17 protein-coding genes are annotated in these 20224 nt (G+C 63.9%); 4 read left to right on the top strand and 13 right to left on the bottom strand.

The window, feature by feature from the left end; translation table 11 throughout:
* Positions 1-56: 56 nt before the first annotated feature.
* From AC07X6_RS02460 to AC07X6_RS02440, 5 genes are read right to left on the bottom strand one after another with little or no spacing between them, the layout of a single operon-like run.
* Positions 57-803, bottom strand: a complete 747-nt coding sequence (locus AC07X6_RS02460; protein WP_494789984.1) for a peptidylprolyl isomerase — start codon at positions 801-803, stop codon at positions 57-59.
* 15 nt (positions 804-818) lie between these two features.
* The gene (narI, locus tag AC07X6_RS02455) at positions 819-1505 is read right to left on the bottom strand and encodes a respiratory nitrate reductase subunit gamma (protein WP_494789983.1); all 687 of its coding nucleotides are present in this window, start codon (positions 1503-1505) and stop codon (positions 819-821) included.
* 27 nt (positions 1506-1532) lie between these two features.
* Complete coding sequence (narJ, locus tag AC07X6_RS02450) at positions 1533-2189, bottom strand: nitrate reductase molybdenum cofactor assembly chaperone (protein WP_494789982.1); 657 nt, start codon at positions 2187-2189, stop codon at positions 1533-1535.
* Between the two features lie 21 nt (positions 2190-2210).
* Positions 2211-3761 (bottom strand): nitrate reductase subunit beta, encoded by a 1551-nt coding sequence (gene narH, locus AC07X6_RS02445; RefSeq protein ID WP_494789981.1) that lies wholly within the window; start codon positions 3759-3761, stop codon positions 2211-2213.
* On the bottom strand, positions 3758-7465 hold the full coding sequence (locus AC07X6_RS02440) for a nitrate reductase subunit alpha (protein WP_494789980.1): 3708 nt from the start codon (positions 7463-7465) through the stop codon (positions 3758-3760). The genes narH and AC07X6_RS02440 overlap by 4 nt, the downstream gene beginning before the upstream one ends.
* Positions 7466-7707: 242 nt before the next feature.
* Between AC07X6_RS02440 and AC07X6_RS02435 the strand changes: the two genes are divergently transcribed.
* Entirely contained in the window at positions 7708-8079 is a 372-nt protein-coding gene (locus tag AC07X6_RS02435; RefSeq protein ID WP_494789979.1) for a ribonucleotide reductase subunit alpha, read from the top strand.
* Here AC07X6_RS02435 and AC07X6_RS02430 read toward each other — a convergent pair.
* From AC07X6_RS02430 to AC07X6_RS02420, 3 genes are all read right to left on the bottom strand, one after another.
* Positions 8065-8760: a carbonic anhydrase gene (locus AC07X6_RS02430; protein ID WP_230538235.1), complete on the bottom strand. Its 696-nt coding sequence runs from the start codon at positions 8758-8760 to the stop codon at positions 8065-8067. The genes AC07X6_RS02435 and AC07X6_RS02430 overlap by 15 nt on opposite strands.
* A gap of 61 nt (positions 8761-8821) precedes the next feature.
* A complete protein-coding gene (locus AC07X6_RS02425; protein ID WP_230506046.1) occupies positions 8822-10207 on the bottom strand; it encodes a NarK family nitrate/nitrite MFS transporter in 1386 nt (461 codons plus the stop codon).
* Entirely contained in the window at positions 10204-11448 is a 1245-nt protein-coding gene (locus tag AC07X6_RS02420; RefSeq protein ID WP_494790081.1) for an MFS transporter, read from the bottom strand. The genes AC07X6_RS02425 and AC07X6_RS02420 overlap by 4 nt, the downstream gene beginning before the upstream one ends.
* A 283-nt stretch (positions 11449-11731) precedes the next feature.
* Here AC07X6_RS02420 and AC07X6_RS02415 point away from each other — a divergent pair, with 283 nt between their 5' ends.
* Positions 11732-12178 carry a GNAT family N-acetyltransferase gene (locus tag AC07X6_RS02415; protein ID WP_494789978.1) on the top strand — a complete coding sequence of 149 codons (447 nt, stop codon included), beginning with the start codon at positions 11732-11734 and terminating at the stop codon, positions 12176-12178.
* An 87-nt stretch (positions 12179-12265) separates the two neighbouring features.
* Positions 12266-12643, top strand: coding sequence for a SirB2 family protein (locus tag AC07X6_RS02410; RefSeq protein ID WP_494789977.1), 378 nt, complete (start codon positions 12266-12268; stop codon positions 12641-12643).
* A 4-nt stretch (positions 12644-12647) separates the two neighbouring features.
* On the opposite strand, the gene AC07X6_RS02405 is transcribed toward AC07X6_RS02410, so the two are convergent.
* From AC07X6_RS02405 to AC07X6_RS02395, 3 genes are all read right to left on the bottom strand, one after another.
* Positions 12648-15110 (bottom strand): TonB-dependent siderophore receptor, encoded by a 2463-nt coding sequence (locus tag AC07X6_RS02405; RefSeq protein ID WP_494789976.1) that lies wholly within the window; start codon positions 15108-15110, stop codon positions 12648-12650.
* 84 nt (positions 15111-15194) lie between these two features.
* The gene (locus AC07X6_RS02400) at positions 15195-16196 is read right to left on the bottom strand and encodes a FecR domain-containing protein (RefSeq protein WP_494789975.1); all 1002 of its coding nucleotides are present in this window, start codon (positions 16194-16196) and stop codon (positions 15195-15197) included.
* Positions 16169-16681 (bottom strand): sigma-70 family RNA polymerase sigma factor, encoded by a 513-nt coding sequence (locus AC07X6_RS02395; protein WP_494789974.1) that lies wholly within the window; start codon positions 16679-16681, stop codon positions 16169-16171. Before AC07X6_RS02395 ends, AC07X6_RS02400 begins: the two co-directional genes overlap by 28 nt.
* Before the next feature lie 250 nt (positions 16682-16931).
* Between AC07X6_RS02395 and AC07X6_RS02390 the strand changes: the two genes are divergently transcribed.
* Positions 16932-17444, top strand: coding sequence for a hypothetical protein (locus tag AC07X6_RS02390; protein WP_230538242.1), 513 nt, complete (start codon positions 16932-16934; stop codon positions 17442-17444).
* A 10-nt stretch (positions 17445-17454) separates the two neighbouring features.
* Here the strand turns inward: AC07X6_RS02390 and AC07X6_RS02385 are convergent, their stop codons facing one another.
* Positions 17455-18717: a DUF3472 domain-containing protein gene (locus AC07X6_RS02385; protein WP_494789973.1), complete on the bottom strand. Its 1263-nt coding sequence runs from the start codon at positions 18715-18717 to the stop codon at positions 17455-17457.
* 63 nt (positions 18718-18780) lie between these two features.
* Entirely contained in the window at positions 18781-20172 is a 1392-nt protein-coding gene (locus AC07X6_RS02380; RefSeq protein WP_494789972.1) for a Gfo/Idh/MocA family protein, read from the bottom strand.
* Positions 20173-20224 lie beyond the last annotated feature (52 nt).

Below are 20224 nucleotides of genomic sequence, written 5' to 3'. Positions count from 1 at the left end.
CTGGCTGTGCCCCAGAAGGCCTAGCGGCCTACGCCTTTTTAGCTACGCATTTCTACTTACTGAACCAGCGGACTGGCTGTGCCTTCGAGCTCGATGCCGGCAATGTCGGCGCGCCCCACCAGCAAATGCAGATACTGGTGCACGGCGCGCTGCCACGCCGCCCGCGACAGGCGGTCGGCGATCTGCGCCTGTACCGCTTCGTACGGGATGGCCTGGCCTTCGACCCGGCGCTGCACCTGCACGATGTGGTAGCCGAAGCGCGTTTCCAGCAAGTGGCCAGCCAGCGCGCCCTCTTCCAGGCGGAACACGAGCGCGTCAAATTCCGGCACGCTCTGGCCCGGCGACAGCTGGCCCAGGCTCCCGCCCAGGGCGCCCGACGGGCAGTTCGAGTACTGCGCCGCCAGTTCGGCGAAGCGCTCGGGCGCCAGTTTCAGGGCGTCGAGCACGGCTTGCGCCGTCGTGCGCAGCAGCTCCAGGGGCGCTTCCGGCGTCACCTGGAACAGGATGTGGCGCGCCTCGACCAGCGCCCCGCTGCGAAACAGCTGCGGGCGCTGCGCATAAAAGGTGCGGCAAGCCGCATCGTCGGCGGGCGGCACGCGCACTTCCTGCTCGAACAGCGCCTCAATGCGGGCATCGTCACTGCCGCCCTGCACGCCGAGGCGCTGCGCTTCGTCTTGCAGCAGCCGGCGCAGCACCAGTTCATGCACGGCCTGTTTCAGCGGATTGCCGGCGCCATCGTGATGCGGCAATTCCTGCGCGATGTCGGCATCGTCGATATCGATGCCATTGACGGAGATTCCCATGATGTTGCTCCTTTCTTAACGGCGGCGAACCAACTGGTAAGCGCGGCCCAGATAGCCGATGGCGCCAAAGCCGCTCCACACGTGCACCAGGCGGGTGAACGGGAAGATGACGAACAGCGACATGCCCATGAACAGGTGCAGCTTGAACACCAGCGGCGCATCGACGATGAAGCTGGCCGCGTCGCCGCGGAAAGTCACGATGTGCTGCGCCCAGTTCATCAGCAAGACCATCATGTGGCCATCCATGTGCGAAGCCGACACAAAAATCGACGACAGGCCCAGCAGCAAGGTCAGCAAGATCCACAGCATCACCAGCTTGTCGCCGGCCGTGGTGACGGCGCGCAGCCGTGCATTGCCGAAGCGGCGCGCCAGCAGGATCAGGATGCCGGCCAGGCACAGGCCGCCCATCACGCCGCCGGCCGCCATGGCCACGCCCTGCTTCAGGCTATGCGACACCCCCAGCGTATCCCACACCCAGACGGGGGTCAGCAAGCCGGCCGCATGGCCAAACAGCAGGCCGATGATGCCGATGTGGAACAGGATATTGCCCAGGCGCAGGCTGCCGCGGTGCAGCAGCTGGCTGGAATCGGACTTCCACGTGTATTGCTCGCGGTCGAAACGGATCAGGCTTCCCAGGAAAAAGATGGCCAGCGCGATGTATGGATAAATGCCATACACAAATTGATGCAAGTAATTACTCATGATGTACTCTCCTCATGCGGGCGCGGTTCAAGCTGCGCGCCGCGGCTGCGGGTGAAAATGCACGGGATGGACGCCGCCCGGAACTTGGCCCGGACCTTGACGCAGCAAGGGCTCGACGCCGTCCGCACCGGGACCGAAGGTTTCCAGCGCTTCGTCCATGTCGCGCACCGGCGGTTCTGCCAGCATTTCTGCCGCCACGGGGCTCAGGCGTTCGAGCACCGTGAAGACGGGCGCGTAAGGGCTGCCGTTGGCCGTCAGCTTGCGGCCGATGTGCGCCAGCACGTGGACGGCGTCGCCCAGCAGCGGCGCCGAGACTGCCTCGTCGAGCTGCGCCAGAAACTCCAGGAACAGCGGCACGAAGTCGGGCAAGTCGTCGCCCACCATTTGCAGGCCGTGGCGCTTGTATTCCTCCATCAGGTCGACCATGGCCTGGCCCCGGTCGCGCGATTCGCCGTGGATATGCTCGAACAGGTGCAGCGAGTGCGACGGATTGCGGTCGAAGGTGGCCACGTACTGCTGCTGCAGGTCGATCAGGCTGCTGCTTTCCAGGTGCGCCAGCAAGGGCCGCAGCAGCGCGTGCTGCTCCGGCACGGCCGCCAGCGCGGCGTCGAGCTGCGGCAGGTGCGCGATCAGCTCCGGCTCGGGATACAGCAGCAGGCGAGAAAGGACTTGGTAGTGATGCATAGCGTGTTCCATATGAGCTCCTTAAGCGCCTGGCGCCGTTTTGCGCGACTTCGGCATCTGCATGAAGATGGCCGAACCGTGCTTTTTCTTGCCGAACAAGGTCGGCTCGCTGGTGCCGTCCGAGCAGCCATTGCCGAAGCTGAAGCCGCACGAACCCTTCTCGTTGAAGCTGTCCTCGGCCATTTCCTTGTGGCTGCTGGGGATGACGAAGCGGTCTTCGTAATTGGCGATGGCCATGATGTGGTACATGTCCTCCACCTGCGCCTTGCTCAAGCCCACCTGTTTCAGCACCGTGAGGTTTTCCACCTTCTCGACGGTCTTGCTGCGCATGTAGGCACGCATGGCCAGCATGCGGTCCAGCGCCGAGACGATGGGCGGCTGGTCGCCGGCCGTCAGCAGATTGGCCAGGTACTGCACCGGAATGCGCAGGCTTTGCGTGTCCGGCAGCATGCCGTTCACGCCCAGCTTGCCCGATTCGGCCGCAGCCTGGATCGGCGACAGGGGCGGCACGTACCACACCATCGGCAAGGTGCGGTATTCGGGATGCAGCGGGAACGCCACCTTCCACTCGACGGCCATCTTGTAGACGGGCGACTTGACGGCAGCATCGAGCCAAAGGTCAGGGATGCCCTGGCGGCGCGCCTCGGCGATGATGGCCGGGTCGTGCGGATCGAGGAACAGGTCCAATTGCGCCTGGTACAGGTCCTGCTCCTGCGGCACGGAGGCGGCAGCCTCGATCTTGTCGGCGTCGTACAGCAGCACGCCCAGGTAGCGGATGCGGCCCACGCACGTTTCCGAGCACACGGTAGGCTGGCCAGCTTCGATGCGCGGGAAGCAGAAGGTGCACTTCTCCGCCTTGCCGGAAGACCAATTGTAGTAAATCTTCTTGTACGGGCAACCGGAGATGCACATGCGCCAGCCGCGGCACTTGTCCTGGTCGATCAGCACGATGCCGTCGTCTTCGCGCTTGTACACGGAGCCGGACGGGCAAGACGCCACGCACGTCGGGTTGAGGCAATGCTCGCACAGGCGCGGCAAGTACATCATGAAGGTATTTTCGAACGTGCCGTACATCTCCTTCTGCATGTTGTCGAACAGCTTGTCCTTGCTGCGCTGGGCAAACTCGCCGCCCAAGTCATCTTCCCAGTTCGGGCCCCACTCGATTTTCTCCATCTTTTTCCCCGTCAGCACGGAGATCGGACGGGCCGTCGGCGGCGTCTGCGACAGCGGCGCGCTTTGCAGGTGCTCGTAGTCGTAGGTGAACGGCTCGTAGTACTCGTCGATGGCCGGCAGGTTCGGGTTGGCGAAGATATTGGCCAGGATTTTCAGGCGGCTGCCCTGGCGCGGCTCGATCTTGCCCGCGTCCGTGCGGCGCCAGCCGCCGTTCCACTTGTCCTGGTTTTCCCACTGCTTCGGATAGCCGATACCGGGCTTGGTTTCGACGTTGTTGAACCATGCGTATTCGACGCCGTCGCGGCTGGTCCACACGTTCTTACAGGTGACGGAACAGGTGTGGCAGCCGATGCACTTGTCCAGGTTCAGCACCATGCCGATTTGCGCTCTGATTTTCATACCATGCTCCCGTCTTCTGTTTCCAATGGCCCTTCGAGCCAGTCAACCTTGTTCATCTTGCGCACCAATACGAATTCATCGCGGTTGGAACCCACCGTGCCGTAGTAATTGAAACCGTAGGCCAGCTGGGCATAGCCGCCGATCATGTGCGTCGGCTTGGGCACGGCACGCGTCACCGAGTTATGGATGCCGCCCCGCTTGCCCGTCATCTCGGCGCCAGGCACGTTGATGATCTTTTCCTGGGCGTGGTACATCATCGTCATGCCGGCCGGGATGCGCTGGCTGACGATGGCGCGCGCCGTCAGGCTGCCATTCACGTTGAAGACTTCGATCCAGTCGTTGTCGACGATGCCGGCAGCTTGCGCGTCCGTCTCCGACAGCCACACGTGCGGTCCGCCGCGCGACAGGGTCAGCATGCGCAGGTTGTCCGAATACGTGGAGTGGATGCCCCACTTCTGGTGCGGCGTCAAAAAGTTCAGCGCCAGTTCCTTGTTGCCGTTCGGCTTGGTGCCCAGCAGCGCTTCCGTCGTCTTCGTGTTAATCGCCGGCTTGTACACGCACAGGCCCTCGCCGAAGTCGCGCATCCACAGGTGATCCTGGTAGAACTGCTGGCGGCCCGTCAGGGTGCGCCATGGGATCAGTTCATGCACGTTCGTATAGCCGGCCGTGTAGCTGACTTCTTCGCTTTCCAGGCCCGACCAGGTGGGCGAGGAAATGATCTTGCGCGGCTGCGCCTGCACATCGCGGAAGCGGATGCTGTCATGCTCGCGCGGCAGCGCCAGGTGGGTATGCTCGCGTCCCGTGATGGCGGACAGCGCGGCCCAGGCTTTCACGGCCACGTGGCCATTCGTTTCCGGCGCCAGCGACAGGATCATCTCGGCCGCATCGATGGCCGTATCGAGGCGCGGCTGGCCCTGCGACACGCCTTCTTCCAGCACCGTGCGGTTGATGCCGCGCAGTACGTCCACTTCATGCCCCGTTTTCCAGGAAATGCCCTTGCCGCCATTGCCGATGGTTTCCAGCAGCGGCCCGATCGAAGTGAACTTCTTGTAGACGTCGCGGTAATTGCGCTCGACCACCGTCATGTTCGGCATGGTCTTGCCGGGAATCGCATCGCATTCGCCGGAGCGCCAGTCCTTGGGATCGAAAGGCTGGCCCAGTTCGCCCGGGGTATCGTGCATCAGCGGCGTGAGGATGATGTCTTGCTGGGTGCCCAGCAGTTCGCCGCCGATTTCCGAGAATTTCTCGGCCAGCCCCTTATAGATTTCCCAGTCCGACTTCGATTGCCACAGCGGCTGCACGGCTTCGGACAGCGGATGAATGAACGGATGCATGTCCGAGGTGTTCAAGTCATCCTTTTCGTACCAGGTGGCCGTCGGCAGCACCACGTCGCCATACAGACACGTGGTCGACATGCGGAAATCCAGCACCACCAGCAGATCGAGCTTGCCTTCGGCGGCCGGGCGCACCTTCACCTGCTTCGGCGTGATGCAGTCGTCTTCATCGCTGAGCAAGCCGTTCTGCGTGCCGAGCAGGTATTTCAGGAAGTACTCGTGCCCCTTGCCCGAGCTGCCGAGGATGTTCGAGCGCCAGACGAACATATTGCGCGGGAAGTTGGCCGGATTGTCCGGATCGTCGCACGAGAACTGCAGCTGGCCCGCCTTGATCTGGTCAAGCGCATACGCGGCGGGTGCCTGCCCTGCCGCCTTGGCGGCCTTGGCCACTTCCAGCGGATTGGTCTGCAGCTGCGGCGCCGAAGGCAGCCAGCCCATGCGCTCGGCCTTGGCGTTGTAGTCGAGCAGGGTCAGGTCGCCCGTGCCGCCGGCCGCCGATGGCGAGGCGATGTCGCCCGTTTCCAGCTTTTCGTGGCGCCACTGGCTCGTGTGGGCATAGAAGAACGAGGTACCGTTCATCTGGCGCATCGGGCGCACCCAGTCCTGGGCGAATGCCAGAGGCGTCCAGCCCGTTTGCGGACGCAGTTTTTCCTGGCCCACGTAATGCGCCCAGCCGCCGCCCGACTGGCCGATACAGCCGCACATCATCAGCATGTTGATGATGCCGCGGTACGTCATGTCCATGTGGTACCAGTGATTCAGGCCGGCGCCCACGATCACCATGCTCTTGCCGCGCGTCTGGTCCGCGTTTTCCGCGAACTGGCGCGCCACGGTGATGACGTCGGCGCGCTTCACGCCCGTGTGCTTCTCCTGCCACGCGGGGGTGTACGGCACGTCGTCGTCATAGCTCTCGGCCACGTTTTCACCGCCCAGGCCACGGTCGATGCCGTAGTTGGCCAGGGTCAGGTCGAACACGGTGGTGACGAGGCCCGTCGTGCCGTCAGCCAGGCGGATGGTTTTCACCGGCACCTTGCGCAGCAGCATGTCGGACGCGTCCTTGCCGCCGAAGTAGGCGAAGCCCACTTCCGTGACGGCGTCGCTGTCGTTGATCATGGAGAGCATCGGCACGATGGGCGCGCCGCTGCCGCCGGCCTTCTGCTCCAGGTTCCACTTGCCCGACTCGCCCCAGCGGAAGCCGATGGAGCCGGCCGGCGCCGTGATCGCACCCGTGGTTTCATCGATGACCAGGGTTTTCCATTCCGGGTTGTTGGTTTCGTCGAGGTTGTTGTCCAGGTGCGAAGCGCGCAGGAAGTAGTCGGGCACCAGGGTGCCGTTATGCTCCTTGAGCAGCACCAGCATTGGGAAGTCCGTGTACTGGCGCGCATAGTCGCGGAAGTAGGCGCTCTGCCCTTCCGAATGGAATTCCTTGAGGATGACGTGGCCCATGGCCAGCGCCAGCGCGGCATCCGTACCCTGCTTCGGCGCCAGCCAGATGTCGCCGAACTTCACCATTTCGCCGTAGTCGGGCGAGATGGCCACGGTTTTCGTGCCCTTGTAGCGCACTTCCGTGTAGAAGTGGGCATCCGGCGTGCGCGTCATCGGCACGTTCGAGCCCCACACCATCAGATAGGTCGAGTTGTACCAGTCGGCCGACTCCGGCACGTCCGTCTGCTCGCCCCACACTTGCGGGCTGGCCGGCGGCAAGTCGCAGTACCAGTCGTAGAAGCTCAGGGCCACGCCGCCGATCAGCGACAGGTAGCGCGTGCCGGAAGCGTAGCTGACCATGGACATGGCGGGAATCGGCGAAAAGCCGACAACGCGGTCCGGGCCGTATTTCTTGATCGTCAGCGCATTCGCGGCGGCGATGATTTCATTCGATTCGTCCCAAGTGGCGCGCACGAAGCCGCCCAGGCCGCGGATGGATTTGTACTGCTGCGAGCGCACGGGGTCCTGGCTGATCCAGTCCCAGGCCGTGACGGGATCCATGGTCTTGCGCGCTTCGCGCCACATTTCCATCAGGCGGCCACGCACCATCGGGTATTTCACGCGCTGGGCCGAATACACATACCAGGAATAGCTGGCGCCGCGCGGGCAGCCGCGCGGTTCGTGGTTCGGCAGGTCGGGCCGCGTGCGCGGGTAATCGGTTTGCTGGGTTTCCCAGGTGATCAGGCCATTCTTGACATACACCTTCCAGCTGCACGAGCCGGTACAGTTCACGCCATGCGTGGAGCGCACGATCTTGTCGTGCTGCCAGCGCTGGCGGTAGGCGTTTTCCCAGGTACGGTCTTCGTCGACCACAGTGCCATGGCCGTTGGAAAACGGCTCGGCGGGCTTGCTAAAAAATTTCAGGCGGTCCAGAAAGTGACTCATGCTACCTCCACATTGCGCCGCAGGCAGCGGCGCCAGGTCTTAAAAAACGCTGCAAGCAGGATGGCTCAAGCGTCGATACAAACAGTCTATCGATGCGCCCTGCCCGGCGGTATTGGCAAGAAGTCGGTTTCCGGCACCAGGAATGCATAGGCGCGTAGTCACCCGGATAGTCACTATTGCCTATGGGCGGCAAGGCGGCGCTGAGGTATACCTGTCGCCATCGTTCAATCAGGAGGAAAACCATGCACATTACCGATTACGCCAGCCTGCTGCGCAGCGCCCGCAACCAGGAGCAGCCGCAACGCCTGCTGTTCACTTTTACCCAGGCGCAGGCCCAGCCTGGCGGACAGGGCAAGTCCCTCACGCCCGTGATGTGCGCCGACAAGCTGCCCGAGGAACTGAGCAGCTTCGAGACATTGAAGGAGGAGTCGAAACAGATGCAGACGCACTGGGACGTGGTCTTCGTGGCGGGACTGGCGGGTCGCGAGGGCCAGCCGCCAGCCGCGCAGGAATGCGAAGCGCCCCTGCGCGCCATGGTGACGGCCATCGAGCAAGGCCGCATCGACAGCCTGCTGGCGTTCGACCGCAGCGGGGATTTGCTACGTTTTAGCTGAATCCGGCCAAGGGCGCTCGTGTAGGTGGCGCGCCCTTTCGATGGGACAGACCAGCGGCAAAAACTGCTGCTGGCGCGCCGAATACGCCATCAGCGCCCCGCTGTCGATATCAAAATACCATCCATGCAATTTCAATACGCCCTGCTCCACCCTGCGCTTGAGCCACGGGTAGGTAAGCAGGTTGTCCAGCGACTGCAGGATGCTGGCCAGTTCGCACGCGTGGTGCTGTTCTGCCGACGAACGGTGCGCGAGGTCGCGCCGCACGCGCTGCGCCACCGGTTCGGCGATGCGCATCCACTGTCCCACGAAGTCCGTTTCCTGGCCTTCCGCGCGCGGCTGCGGTTCCAGCAACGCGCGAATGCCGCCGCAGCGCGCATGGCCCAGCACGATGACCCTGGCCACTTCCAGCTTGCAGACGGCGAACTCGATGGCCGAGCTGACGCCGGGCGGCGCGTCCGGCGTGCACGGCGGCACCAGGTTGGCGATATTGCGCACGACGAACATGTCGCCCGGATCGCTGCCCGTCAGCAGCATGGGGTCGACGCGCGAATCGCAGCAGCCGATCAGCAAGGTCGAGGGTCGCTGCCCGTCGCGCAAGCTGTCGTACAAGGTTTGCGGCTCGCTGAAATACTGCTGCTGAAACAGGCTGAAGCCGTTGACGAATTTTTCCAGTTCTTCCATGACTACCTCTGATACTTTAAACAACGCCTGACAAGTGCGACTTGCCAGGCGTTTTGCTCAATTAACAAGGCATCGGCGCATTTTTACGGGCGTAGCACCACCAGGTGATGGCGATGCAGCTGACATAAAAGCCGATGAAGCACCACAGGGCCGCGTCGGGGCTGCCCGTCAGCGCAATCGAGGTGCCATAGCTTTTCGGGATGAAGAAGGCGCCATAAGCGGCCACGGCCGAGGTGAAGCCCAGCACCGCCGCGCCTTCCTTGTTGGCGTCGACGATCGCTTGTTCCTGCGCCGCCTTGCCCTTGCCGGCGGCCGCGCGCTGGTGCTCCGTCAAAAAGATCACGGGGATCATGCGGAAGGTCGACGCATTGCCGATGCCCGTGCCGGCGAACAGCAGCATGAACATCCAGAAGAAGCCACTAAAACTACCACCCACGCCGGCCTGCGGCATGAAGTACAGCACGCCCAGCACGGCGCCTATCATCAAGAGGAACGACCACAGGGTGACGCGTGCGCCGCCCAGTTTATCGGAAATCACGCCGCCGGCGACACGTGCCAGGGCACCGACGAGGGGACCGAGGAAGGCGTAATCGAGCGGATTGACGTCGGGGAACTGGATCTTGATCAGCAGTGGGAACGCGGCCGAATAGCCGATGAAGGAGCCGAAGGTGCCCGTGTACAGCCAGCACATGAGCCAGTTGTGCTTGCGCTTGAAGATCACGGCCTGCTCGGAAAACGAAGCCTTGGCCGAGGCCAGGTCATTCATGCCGAACCAGGCCAGCAAAGTGGACAGCGCGATGAATGGCACCCAGATGAAGCCCGCGTTTTGCAGCCACATCTCCTTGCTCACGCCATTCTTGACCCAGGTGAGCGAATCGCCGCCCCAGGCGCCGAAGACGGCGAACGTGATCACCAGCGGCACGACGAACTGCACCACCGACACGCCCAGGTTGCCCAGGCCCGCATTCATGCCCAGTGCGAAACCCTTGCTCGCCTTTGGATAGAAAAAGCTGATGTTGGCCATCGACGAGGCGAAATTGCCGCCGCCGAAGCCGCACAGCAGCGCCAGGATCAGCATGGTCGGATAGCCCGTGTTCACGTCCTGCACGGCCAGGCCGATGCCGATGGCGGGAATCAGCAGGGACCCCGTGGAAATGGCCGTCCAGCGCCGGCCGCCGAAGATCGGCACCATGAACGAGTAAAAGATGCGCAAGGTGGCGCCGGACAGGCCCGGCAAGGCCGTCAGCCAGAACAGCTGGTTGTTACTGTAGGTGAAACCGATGTTGGGCAGGTTGACCACCACCACGCTCCACACCATCCACACGGCGAACGCCAGCAGCAGCGCGGGAATCGAGATCCACAGATTGCGCGCGGCCGTGGCCTTGCCCGTGCTTTGCCAGAAGCTCGGTGTTTCCGGCTCCCAGGTATTGATCATATAGCGGCTCATGCTTTAACTCCTGCAGGTTGAGTAGTTGGTGCCGCACGCTGCGGCTTGAACGAGAAATGCATCCAGACGAGGGAAACGCAGACGGTGCCGTACAGGAGCATGAAGGAGCTCGAACGCACGCCCGTGAAGTCCACCAGGGCGCCGAACATCACGGGCAGGATGAAGCCGCCCAGGCCGCCGGCCAGACCCACCACGCCCGAGACGGCGCCGATGTTGTCGGAAAAATCATCGCCGATGAACTTGAAGACGGACGCCTTGCCCACGGCCATGGCGATGCCGACGATGAACAGCAGCACGGTGAACCACAGCGGCGACAGGCCGATATGGAAGGCCAGCGGGCCCGTGACGGTTTCCACCACCATCTGCGTTTGCGGATACGACAGCAGGAAGAAGCACACCCAGCACACCCACATCACGGCCCAGGTGACTTTCGCCGCACCGTATTTGTCCGAGATCCAGCCGCCCACGGCGCGCAGCACGCCGCCCGGCAGCGAGAAGCAGGCGGCCAGCAGTGCCGCGTGCTTCAAGTCAAAGCCATATTCGGCCACGTAGTACTTCGTCATCCACAAGGCCAGCGCCACGTAGCCGCCGAACACCACCGAATAGTACTGGCAGTAGCGCCACACGCGCGGGTCCTTCAGCACCTTCATCTGAGCCGAAAAACTTTCGCCCGATGGCGCCAGGTGCGATTTATCCGTGAACGAAAACAGCCAGAAGATGATGGCCGTGGCCAGCATGGCCACCGCATACACCTTGGGCAGCATTTGCCAGCCGAAGGCGGCGACGATGCCGGGCGCGACGAACTTGGTCAGCGCGGAACCGGAGTTGCCGGCGCCGAAAATGCCCATCGCCAGGCCGCGGCGCTCCTTTTCATACCAGCGCGCCACGTACGGCGTGCCGACGGAAAAGGAACCGCCCGCCAGGCCGACGAACATGCCCAGCACAAGGAAATGCCAATAGGCGGTAGCGTAGGAGATCAGGTAGATCGGCACCACGCTGGCCAGCATCAGCAGGAAGAAGACGCGGCGTCCGCCGTATTTGTCCGTCCAGATGCCCAAGGGCACGCGCACGAGGGAACCCGTCAGCACGGGCATGGCGGCCAGCAGGCCGAATTGTGTTTCAGTCAAGCCCAGGCTGGTCTTGATGGGGATGCCCAGTACGGCAAACATCATCCAGACTGCAAAGCAGATGGTAAATGCGAAGGTACTGCTGACTAACACGGAAAACTGCTTGCGCCGCATGCCGGGTTCGACTGCCTTGTTACTACTGTTGTTCTTAGTGCCATCTAGGGTAGCCACGATGTTTCTCCATGAATGCACTGGCCGTCTGGCCAGCCGTCCCGACCAGCTTACGTGGCAGAGGCGAAAGGCACTATCGGCCACAGGGTGATTCTGGAAAGGCAATCTGGATAGCCGCATCGGCAAAAGTGACTAGATGGCGGGGGATGGACCTAGCCTGGATGGCGGGTGTTTTACAAAACGGCGCATTTTTGGCACACTCGGCACCGGCACAACAGGGAGCGGCATGGAAAACAGAACGCAAGCAGATGAAATCGTCACGCGCGTGGCCGGGCATGGCGACGTGGCAGCCATGCTGGGCTGCGACGCTTATGCGCAGACGCGCCCGGAGCGTGGCGAGGCAGTACGCGATGCCGTCGGCAAGGGGCACTGCCAGGTGGCCATCCGGGCTGGCCAGGTGGCCGGCTATGTCCTCACGCAGGGCGACTTCTTCGGTCACGGTTTTGTCTCGCTGGTGATGGTCGCTCCCGGACAGCAGCGGCGCGGCGTAGGCTTGCGCCTGCTGGCGGCGGCCGCAGACGCGTGCACGACGGCCAAACTGTTCACCTCGACGAACCAATCCAACGGCGCCGCGCAACGGCTGTTCGCCAGCGCTGGCTTCGTGCGCAGCGGCCAGATCGACCATCTCGACGAGGGCGACCCTGAACTCGTGTACGTGAAATTCCTGCGTTAGCTGCATCTCATCCCGACGGCGTATGGCGCAGGACGCCAAAGGCGGCTATGCTGGCGCCACCATCAATCAACGCCCACCACCTCACGCATGGATTATCTGAGCCTCAAGCACTTCCACATGGGTTGCGCCGCCGCCAGCGGCGCGCTGTTCCTCTTGCGCGGCGCCTGGATGCTGCGCGCCTCGCCCGCCTTGCAGCAGCGCTGGGTAAAAATCCTGCCGCACCTGGTCGACACGGCCCTGCTGGCCAGCGCCATCACCCTGGCCATGTGGAGCGGCCAATCCCCGGGCAGTCAGCCCTGGCTGGCCGCCAAGCTGTGCGCGCTGGTGGCCTACATCGTGCTGGGCACCATCGCCCTGAAGCGGGGCAAGACGCCGGCCGTGCGCGGCGCCGCTTTCGCGGCAGCCGTGCTGGTCTTCGCCTACATCGTCGCCGTGGCCGTCACCAAACAGGCCTGGCCATTCTGATACATCAGAAGAGGTAACGCAGGGTGACGCTGGCGTTGCGCGGCGCGCCCCAGTAAGCCTGGTTGTACATGCCGAGCTGGCTGTAGTAATGTTTGTCGAACACGTTGTTGATGTTCGCCTGCAGCGACAGCTGGCGCGACAGCGCGTATTTCGCCATCAGGCTGGCCACGGCGTAACCGCCCTGCTCCACGCGCTCCGTACCTTTCGGCCCAGTGGCATCGCGGTAGGCACCGCTCTGCCAGTTCACGCCGCCGCCCACCGATAACGCGCGCCAGTCGCCACGTAGCTGGTAGGTGGAAAACACGCGCGCCAGGGTCTGCGGCACATAGCTGTTCAGACGCGCGCCCGTGTTGTCCTCAGCCGCTGCATGCGACACGCTGGCCGAGACGTTCCAGCCCTTGGCCAGCTCGCCCGACACGTCCAGTTCCACACCCTTGCTGGTGGTGCCCGAGGCCGCGTAGTACGCCTGCGTCAGCGAATTGCCGACGAAACGGCCCGTGTCTTCCTGCGCCAGGCCATCCTGCGCGATGCGGAACACGGCCAGCGCCGCATTGAGCCTGCCGCCGAAATACTCGCCCTTCACGCCCGCCTCCACATTCTTGCCCTGCACTGGATCGAGGTAGCAGCCGAACCGGTCCTGGTAGCCCTGCGGCTTGAAGATCTTGCTGTAGCTGGTGTACAGCGCATGCTGTGCATCGATATCCCACACCAGGCCCGCGTACGGCGTGACGGCGTGCTTGGCATAGGCGTAGCTGCCGCCCCAGTCATCGACGTGGTCCGCCTTGTAGCGGCTGTAACGCGCGCCGACGATCAGCTTCAAGGGATCCGCCAGCGAAAAGCGCGCCGTGCCATAGATGCCGCGCTGCTGCACCGTGTCGAGCAGCTGCCAGCGCGAGAAACTCGGATCATTCCAGTCCGGTTCCGGCGCCACGCCCTGCCACTGGTAGAAATTGCCGTAATCGACGCTGCTGCCGGCAATCCCCGGATAGCTGGAGAACTGGTTGCTGCCCGAGACGCCAAACGCCAGGTCGTGCGTGCGGCCCAGCAGCTGCACGGGGCCCTGCACATAGGCGTCGACGCTGTCCTGGCGCCGCGTGCCCGCGTAAAAACCGGCGTAGCCCGTCACGCCTTGCCCCGTGGCCTTGTCCGGCCAGGTATTGGCGAAAAGCTCGGCCGCCGAGTAACTGCCCCAGCCGTGATTCAGCATGGCCGTCAGGTTCCAGCCCTTGCCCAGTTCCTGCTCCAGGCGCAGGAACGCCGTCTGGCTGGTGCTGAACCAGCGGCTCCAGGTGGTCGCCGTGGTGGCGGAACGGGAAAGCGTGGCGCGTTCGCCATCCGCATACCACAGCGGCAAGCCGCCATACATGCCGCCGCGCGGGCGGTTGTCCTGGTATTCATAGCCGGCGATCAGCACGCTGCCCGGCGCCAGGTCCGCTTCCACGGTGGCATACGCCATGGCTTTCTTGGCGTGATACAGATTCACATACGATTCGCTGTCCTGGTAGCTGGCGACGACTCGTCCGCGCACCTTGCCGTCCGCACTCAGGGGCGTGGACAGGTCGGCGCTGGCGCGCGCATTGTTCCAGGAACCCAGGCTCAGGGCCGCATTCCCGGCCAGCTGCCTCGATGACGCGCGCTTGCGCACCAGGTTGATGGTGGCCGACGGCTCGCCCGCGCCCGTCAGCAGGCCCGTGGCGCCGCGCACGATCTCGACCCGGTCGTAAGCCGTCATGTCCAGGGTGCTGTCGCCCACGCTGAACGCATTGTCGACCGTGGTGGGAATGCCGTCGTACTGGTAGCTGGCGATGGAAAAGCCACGCGCGAAGAACGAGGTACGGTCGCTGTCATAGCGGTTGATGGCCACGCCGGCCGCGTTTTGCAGCACGTCTTCCACCGTTTGCAGATTCTGGTCATCCATCTGCTGGCGCGTGACCACGCCGACGGCTTGCGGCGTTTCGCGCACCGACAAGCCCAGGCGCGTGGCCGAGCGCATGCTCCGCGTCGTATAGGAGCCGCTGCCTTCCGTCGCGCCGTTCGAATCGGCGCTGGCGCTGACCTTCATCTCGGGCATGGTCTGGCCGCCATCGGCCGCCGCCACGTCGAGCACATAACCGCCATTTGCCTGCGGCACTGCGCGCAAGCCCGAGCCGGCGACGATGGCGCCCAGCGCTGCAGGCACGCTGTAGCTGCCCGTCAGCCCGGCGCTGCGCTTGCCCGCCACGGCGGCGGCCTGGTAGGAAATCATGGTGCCCGTCTCCTGGCCGAAGCGCACCAGCACCTGTTCCAGGGTGCCGGCGGGTATCGCCAACTCGATGCGCGCCGCATTGGCTGCCTGGGCAACGGGGACGGCGGCCGAGGCGCCGCCAGCGGCGAGCAGCCACAGGGCCTGGCTGACGGCCAGCGCCGCCACGCTGCGGCGGCATGTGCTGGAAATGGAAGAAGCGTAAATAGGTGTTGTGCTGGGCATGCGGACTGTTTTCCTGAAAGTGAATGAAGGGTTCACTTGCTATGTCACGCGAAAATCGAAAACCCCTCACTTTTCAGAAAATAATTATGGATACTGCCGATGCGGCACCACGCTCACCCAAAAACGCGTGGTCTGGCGCACGTCGACGGGCAAGGTGCGCGCCAGCATGTCGAGTACTTGCGTCGTGTCGGCCAGCGGGTAGATGCCCGACACGCGCAGATGGGCGACGGCAGGATCGCAGGCCAGGCGTCCTTGACGATAACGGGCCAGCTCGCCGATAAAATCGGCCAGCGGCATGTCGTGCGCCACCAGCATGCCAGCCGTCCAGGCGTCCGCGCCGGCAGGCAGGGACTCGACGGGCCCGACGCGGCCGGCCGTGAACGTCGCGCGTTCGTCCGCCTGCAACCGGCGCGCCGCCTCTGGCGCCCGTTCCGGCAGAATGTCGACGGCGCCTTCGAACACGCCCAGCCGCGTGGACTCGCCGCCGGCGCGCACGGCAAAGCGCGTACCCACCGGTTGCAAGCGGCCTTGCGCCGTTTGCACGAAAAACGGCCGGCCCGCCACGTCGTGCGCCGTGCGGATCATGATCTCGCCTTTGAATAACGTCACCAGGCGCTGACCCGCGTCATAGCGCACGTCGATGGAGGTAGCCGTGCCAAGGGTGATGCGCGTGCCGTCTGCCAGCACAAGGCGGCGCAATTCGCCCGTGCCGGTGCGGTAATCTGCTAGCCAGAAGCGCGCCTGCTCGTCGCCGCCCGCCAGCCAGGCGCCTCCGCCCACGGCCAGCAGCGCCAGCAGCTTGAGCGACTGCCGGCGCGCCGCATTCGCCTGCGCGTGCAGCGGCTTGCGCGCCAGAGTGCCGTGCGCCAGCGGCCCGGGCAAGGCACGCATGCGCGCCATGCAGCCCTCCACATGCTGCCAGGCTTGCTCGTTCTCCGGGTCGCTGCCGCGCCAGGCGCGCCAGGCCTGCTCCACTTCCGGCGCTACGTCGCCAGCCTGCAGGCGCACCAGCCATTCGACCGCCTGCAAGCTGGCCGCTTCCGGCGTCAAGCCGCCCATCACGGCGCCGACGGGGAAAAGAAGCACTGGTGCATGGCTTTGACCAAGTGGCGCTGCACGGTGGCCAGCGAGATGTTCAGTTCCAGCGCGATGGCCGCCTGCGGCATGCCATCGAGCTGCGACAGCAGAAAGGCGCGGCGCACGGCCGGTGCCAGGCCATCGAGGCGGCGGTCGATGTCGAACAGGGCTTCGAGCAAGATCGCCTGCGCCTCGGGATCGGGCGCACTTTGCGCCGGCAGGCTGGCCAGGGTGTCCAGATACGCCGCCTCCAGGTCGCGGCGGCGGTACAGATTGCCCAGCACGCCCTTGGCCACCGTCGTCAAAAAGGCGCGCGGCTCGCGGGCGGCGATGCTTTCTTCGCGATTGAGCAGGCGCATGAAGGTGTCGTGCGCCACGTCGGCCGCGTCAAACGCATTGCCCAGCTTGTGCCGCAGCCAGCCTTGCAGCCAGCGGTGGTGTTCGTGATACAGGCTACCCACCTCCTGGTGGACGCCGGGTTGGGCAGCCGACACGTCGCAACCTCCCTGGTTCGCAAATAATAATGATTCGCATTCTATATCCATGCGGGGCTGCGGCGCAAGCGCCCTGCAAAGGCTTGTTTGACGCGCTTCTTTCCAACATTTCCTTGCTGATCGTCTCCGGTGGCGTAGCCCACATTGCAAGTTCTGCAGAGCGCGCCCAGATACGCGGCAATGATAGTATTGGCAACACCTCAACAAGCAGGCCTCCCTGGCCATGCATCCACACTATTGAAAGGCAAACATGCTGTTATCTGAACTGCTGACCAAGCTGACCTGCGGTGAACTGGAAGGAGAGGAACTCGACGAAGCCGTCACCGCCATCACCGCTGCGCCCTCCGCTCCGCGCGACGAATGGATCGACAGCGATGCGCATGCCTACGCGGTGGCGATCCTTTGGCACCTGGCTGGTTATATGGCGTCGGGCGACAAGCTCGATGAGCTGCACGAACAGATACAGGACATGTTCGACGAATTCCCCGACTTCCCGTACGCAATGCTCGAGGGAGGCGACGGTAGCGCGCTGCCCTATTTCGAGTGGCTGGACGCGGAACTGGCGCAGCGCGCCGTGGACGAAGGCGGCTATGACTTGATCCAGATCGACGGCAACGGCACCGACCAGATGGATGCGCTGGTCGTGTACCGGCGCGATACAGACGACATCATTCAGGCGGCGGCATTGATGGGAGTGACGATAGGCCGCCCGCTCACTTACTATCGCGGCATCGAAGCGATGGTGGGCAAGCGGCCGGGGTAAGGATCAACGCCTATTGCATCGGCAAGGCGCTCACGTCGACGGCGGGCGCCTGGCCCGTGGCCGGACGCGTGAAGCTCTGGCCGGTTTTCACGACATCGGCAAAAAAGCCGCCGTTATGCAGGTAGAACCTGCCGTTTTCCAGGCCGCCCGCGTAATCCATGCGCTGCGCATTGGTGGCCGTGGCGTCGCCGGTGAACCTCCCCGCCGTCACTTCGGACCAGGTGCCGGCAACGTTCCTCGCCCACTGGTTGCCGAACTGGACGCGGCGCTCCGTGTAGCCCAGTGTATCGATGAAGTTCTCGAGGAAGGAATGCACGCGCGTCAAATAGGTGGAAATCGCCGGCCGCTTCCAGGTGGCGATGTAGCTCCACTGGCCCGTTTCCGGCGCGAAGAACCAGGCCGAATAATCGCTGCCGCCATTGCCGTCGGGCCGCGCGCGCGTGATGAAACGGTACGTCGTGCCGGCCGTCCAATTATATGAAAGGTAGGTTTGCCCGCCCGTGCCCTCGCCGCCAAACGCGTTGTCGACCACGCCGGCGCCCTTGCTGACCAGGGTGGTTTTCGCGCCATTGTCGGCGTCCCACACGGAGAACAGGACCCAGCGCTCGCTGGGCGACTTCACCTGGATGCCCATGTAGCCCTGGCCAAAGCCGTTGGCCATGAAATAGGAGCCGATGGCGTCCTGGCCCTTGGGTATCGTCATTTCGTTATAAAAGTACTCGGTATTGGCCGGCACCGTGTAACCCATGTGCACGGACGGTCCGCGCCGCGACCAGTAGTAATTGGCGCGATCATTCGCGTAATTGAGCGCCGCGCTGGCCGTCACCTTCAGTGCGGCGACCTCGCCGAACGTGGCTTTGACCCGCGACAGGCCCTGCAAGTCCACTTTCACATAGCCGTCCGCCCGCACGTGCACCGTGCCGACAGCGTAAGTCTTGCGGTCCTTGCCGGCCAGCCTGACGTCGAACGGCGTGCCGTTGATCTTCACGCGGATGGTGCTGTTGCCGCCGTCGGCCAAGCTGGCATCGAGCGCCACCTGGACGGGGCCCGCTTCGGCCACGCGGAAGTAGGTGCTGGCGACGGCAGCGGGATTGCTCCAGCCGGCCAGGCCATGTTCGTTGATGACGGCGCCTGTGTCGCCGCTGGTGATGAAGGCGTTGCCCGCCAGTTCCACGGTGGCGGGCGCCGCGGACGCCACGGGCATGACCAGGCAGGCGGCCAGCAAAGGCATGGCGGGCAGGACTGAATGGAGTAATGCACTTCTGTGTTTCATCAACGTCTCCCGGGATGGAAAAAACCCGCTACGGCGGCAGGCGCGGTAGCGGGTCGTTAAGGCTTAGTACTTGCCGTCGAGGGCGAAGATCGGCTTGCGCGATTTCCACTGGCCGCCCGTGAAGTCCGGGAAGTCCAGGGTCTGGAAGTTGGCGGCGATAGATTGCTCGGACAGGGGCGTGATGGCGCTCCACGTCACGGCATCGTAGATATCGATCGGCATCGGCGCGTTGGCCTTCAATGCTTCGACAAAGGCGTGGATGACGAAGAAGTCCATGCCGCCGTGGCCCGCGCCTTCGGCTTGCGCCGCGTATTTTCGCCAAACCGGGTGATCATACTTGTCCTGATAAACCTTGAAGTCTTCCCACTGGTGCGGCTTGCTGACGCCTTCGATGTGGATCGAGTTGTTCAGGTCCATCCACAAGCCGTCCGTGCCTTGCACGCGGAAGCCCAGCGAATACGGGCGCGGCAGGCTCGTATCGTGCTGCAGGATGATGGTCTCGCCGTTTTCGCACGCCAGGGTGGTGGTGACGACGTCGCCCAGCTTGAACTTGACCTTGGCGTTCGCATGCTGCGCGCCGCCCGGCTGCTTGACGATATAGTCGTGCAAGCCGCGCGCCTTGGTGGCGAAGGCGTTGATGCGCGTGAAGCGGTTGCCGCGGTTGATGTTGGTGTACATGGCGCATGGGCCGATGCCGTGGCTCGGATACAGTTCGCCATTGCGCTCGACCGAGTGCTGCGTGCGCCAATGGGCTTCCGACCAGCCCTTTTCGCCGAATTCCACGCCGCCGCCATACGGTTTGGCCGGATTGCCGCTGTTGAATTTGACGGCGCGCAAATCGTGCTGGTAGCCGCCCTGCAGGTGCAGCAGTTCGCCGAACAGGCCTGCGCGCACCATCTGCAGCGCAGCCATGACGTCGCGGCGGTAGCACACGTTTTCCAGCAACATGTAGGGCGTACCCGTTTTCAGCTGGGTATTCAGGACATCCCAGTGGTCTTGCAGGGTGATGCCGGCCACCACTTCGCAGCCGACGGCGATTTTCGCCTGCATGGCGGCAATCGCCATCGGTGCGTGGAATTCCCATGGCGTGGCGATGATCACGCCATCGAGGCCGCCCGCGTCCAGCATGCGCTTGTAAGCTTTCTGGTCGCGGTCTTCGCCATACGTGCGCGGACGCGGCTTGCCGGCTTTGGCCACCTGGCCCAGCGCGTGTTTCAGCATGATCGGCTCGATATCGCACAGGGCGACTACTTCGACGTCGTCGCGGCGCACCAGTTCGGCCAGCAGCACCTGGCCGCGCATGCCCGTGCCGATCACGCCCAGGCGGACCTTGTCGCGGCCGGCGGCAGCTGCGGCGTTGGCCTCGCCAGGCAGCAAGGCGCTGCCGGCCATGGCACCACCGGCCAGCGCGGCGCTGGCGGACAGGAAATTGCGTCGATTGATTTGTGTTGTCATTGGTCTCTACTCGCTTCCGTTGGTAATGATCGTCGCGGGGCCCCCCCCCCCC

This window comes from Janthinobacterium sp. GW460-12-1-14-LB5 (assembly GCF_059423585.1).
Note: the sequence above shows the minus strand (reverse complement) of the source record. Positions and strands in the feature narration are given on the sequence as shown.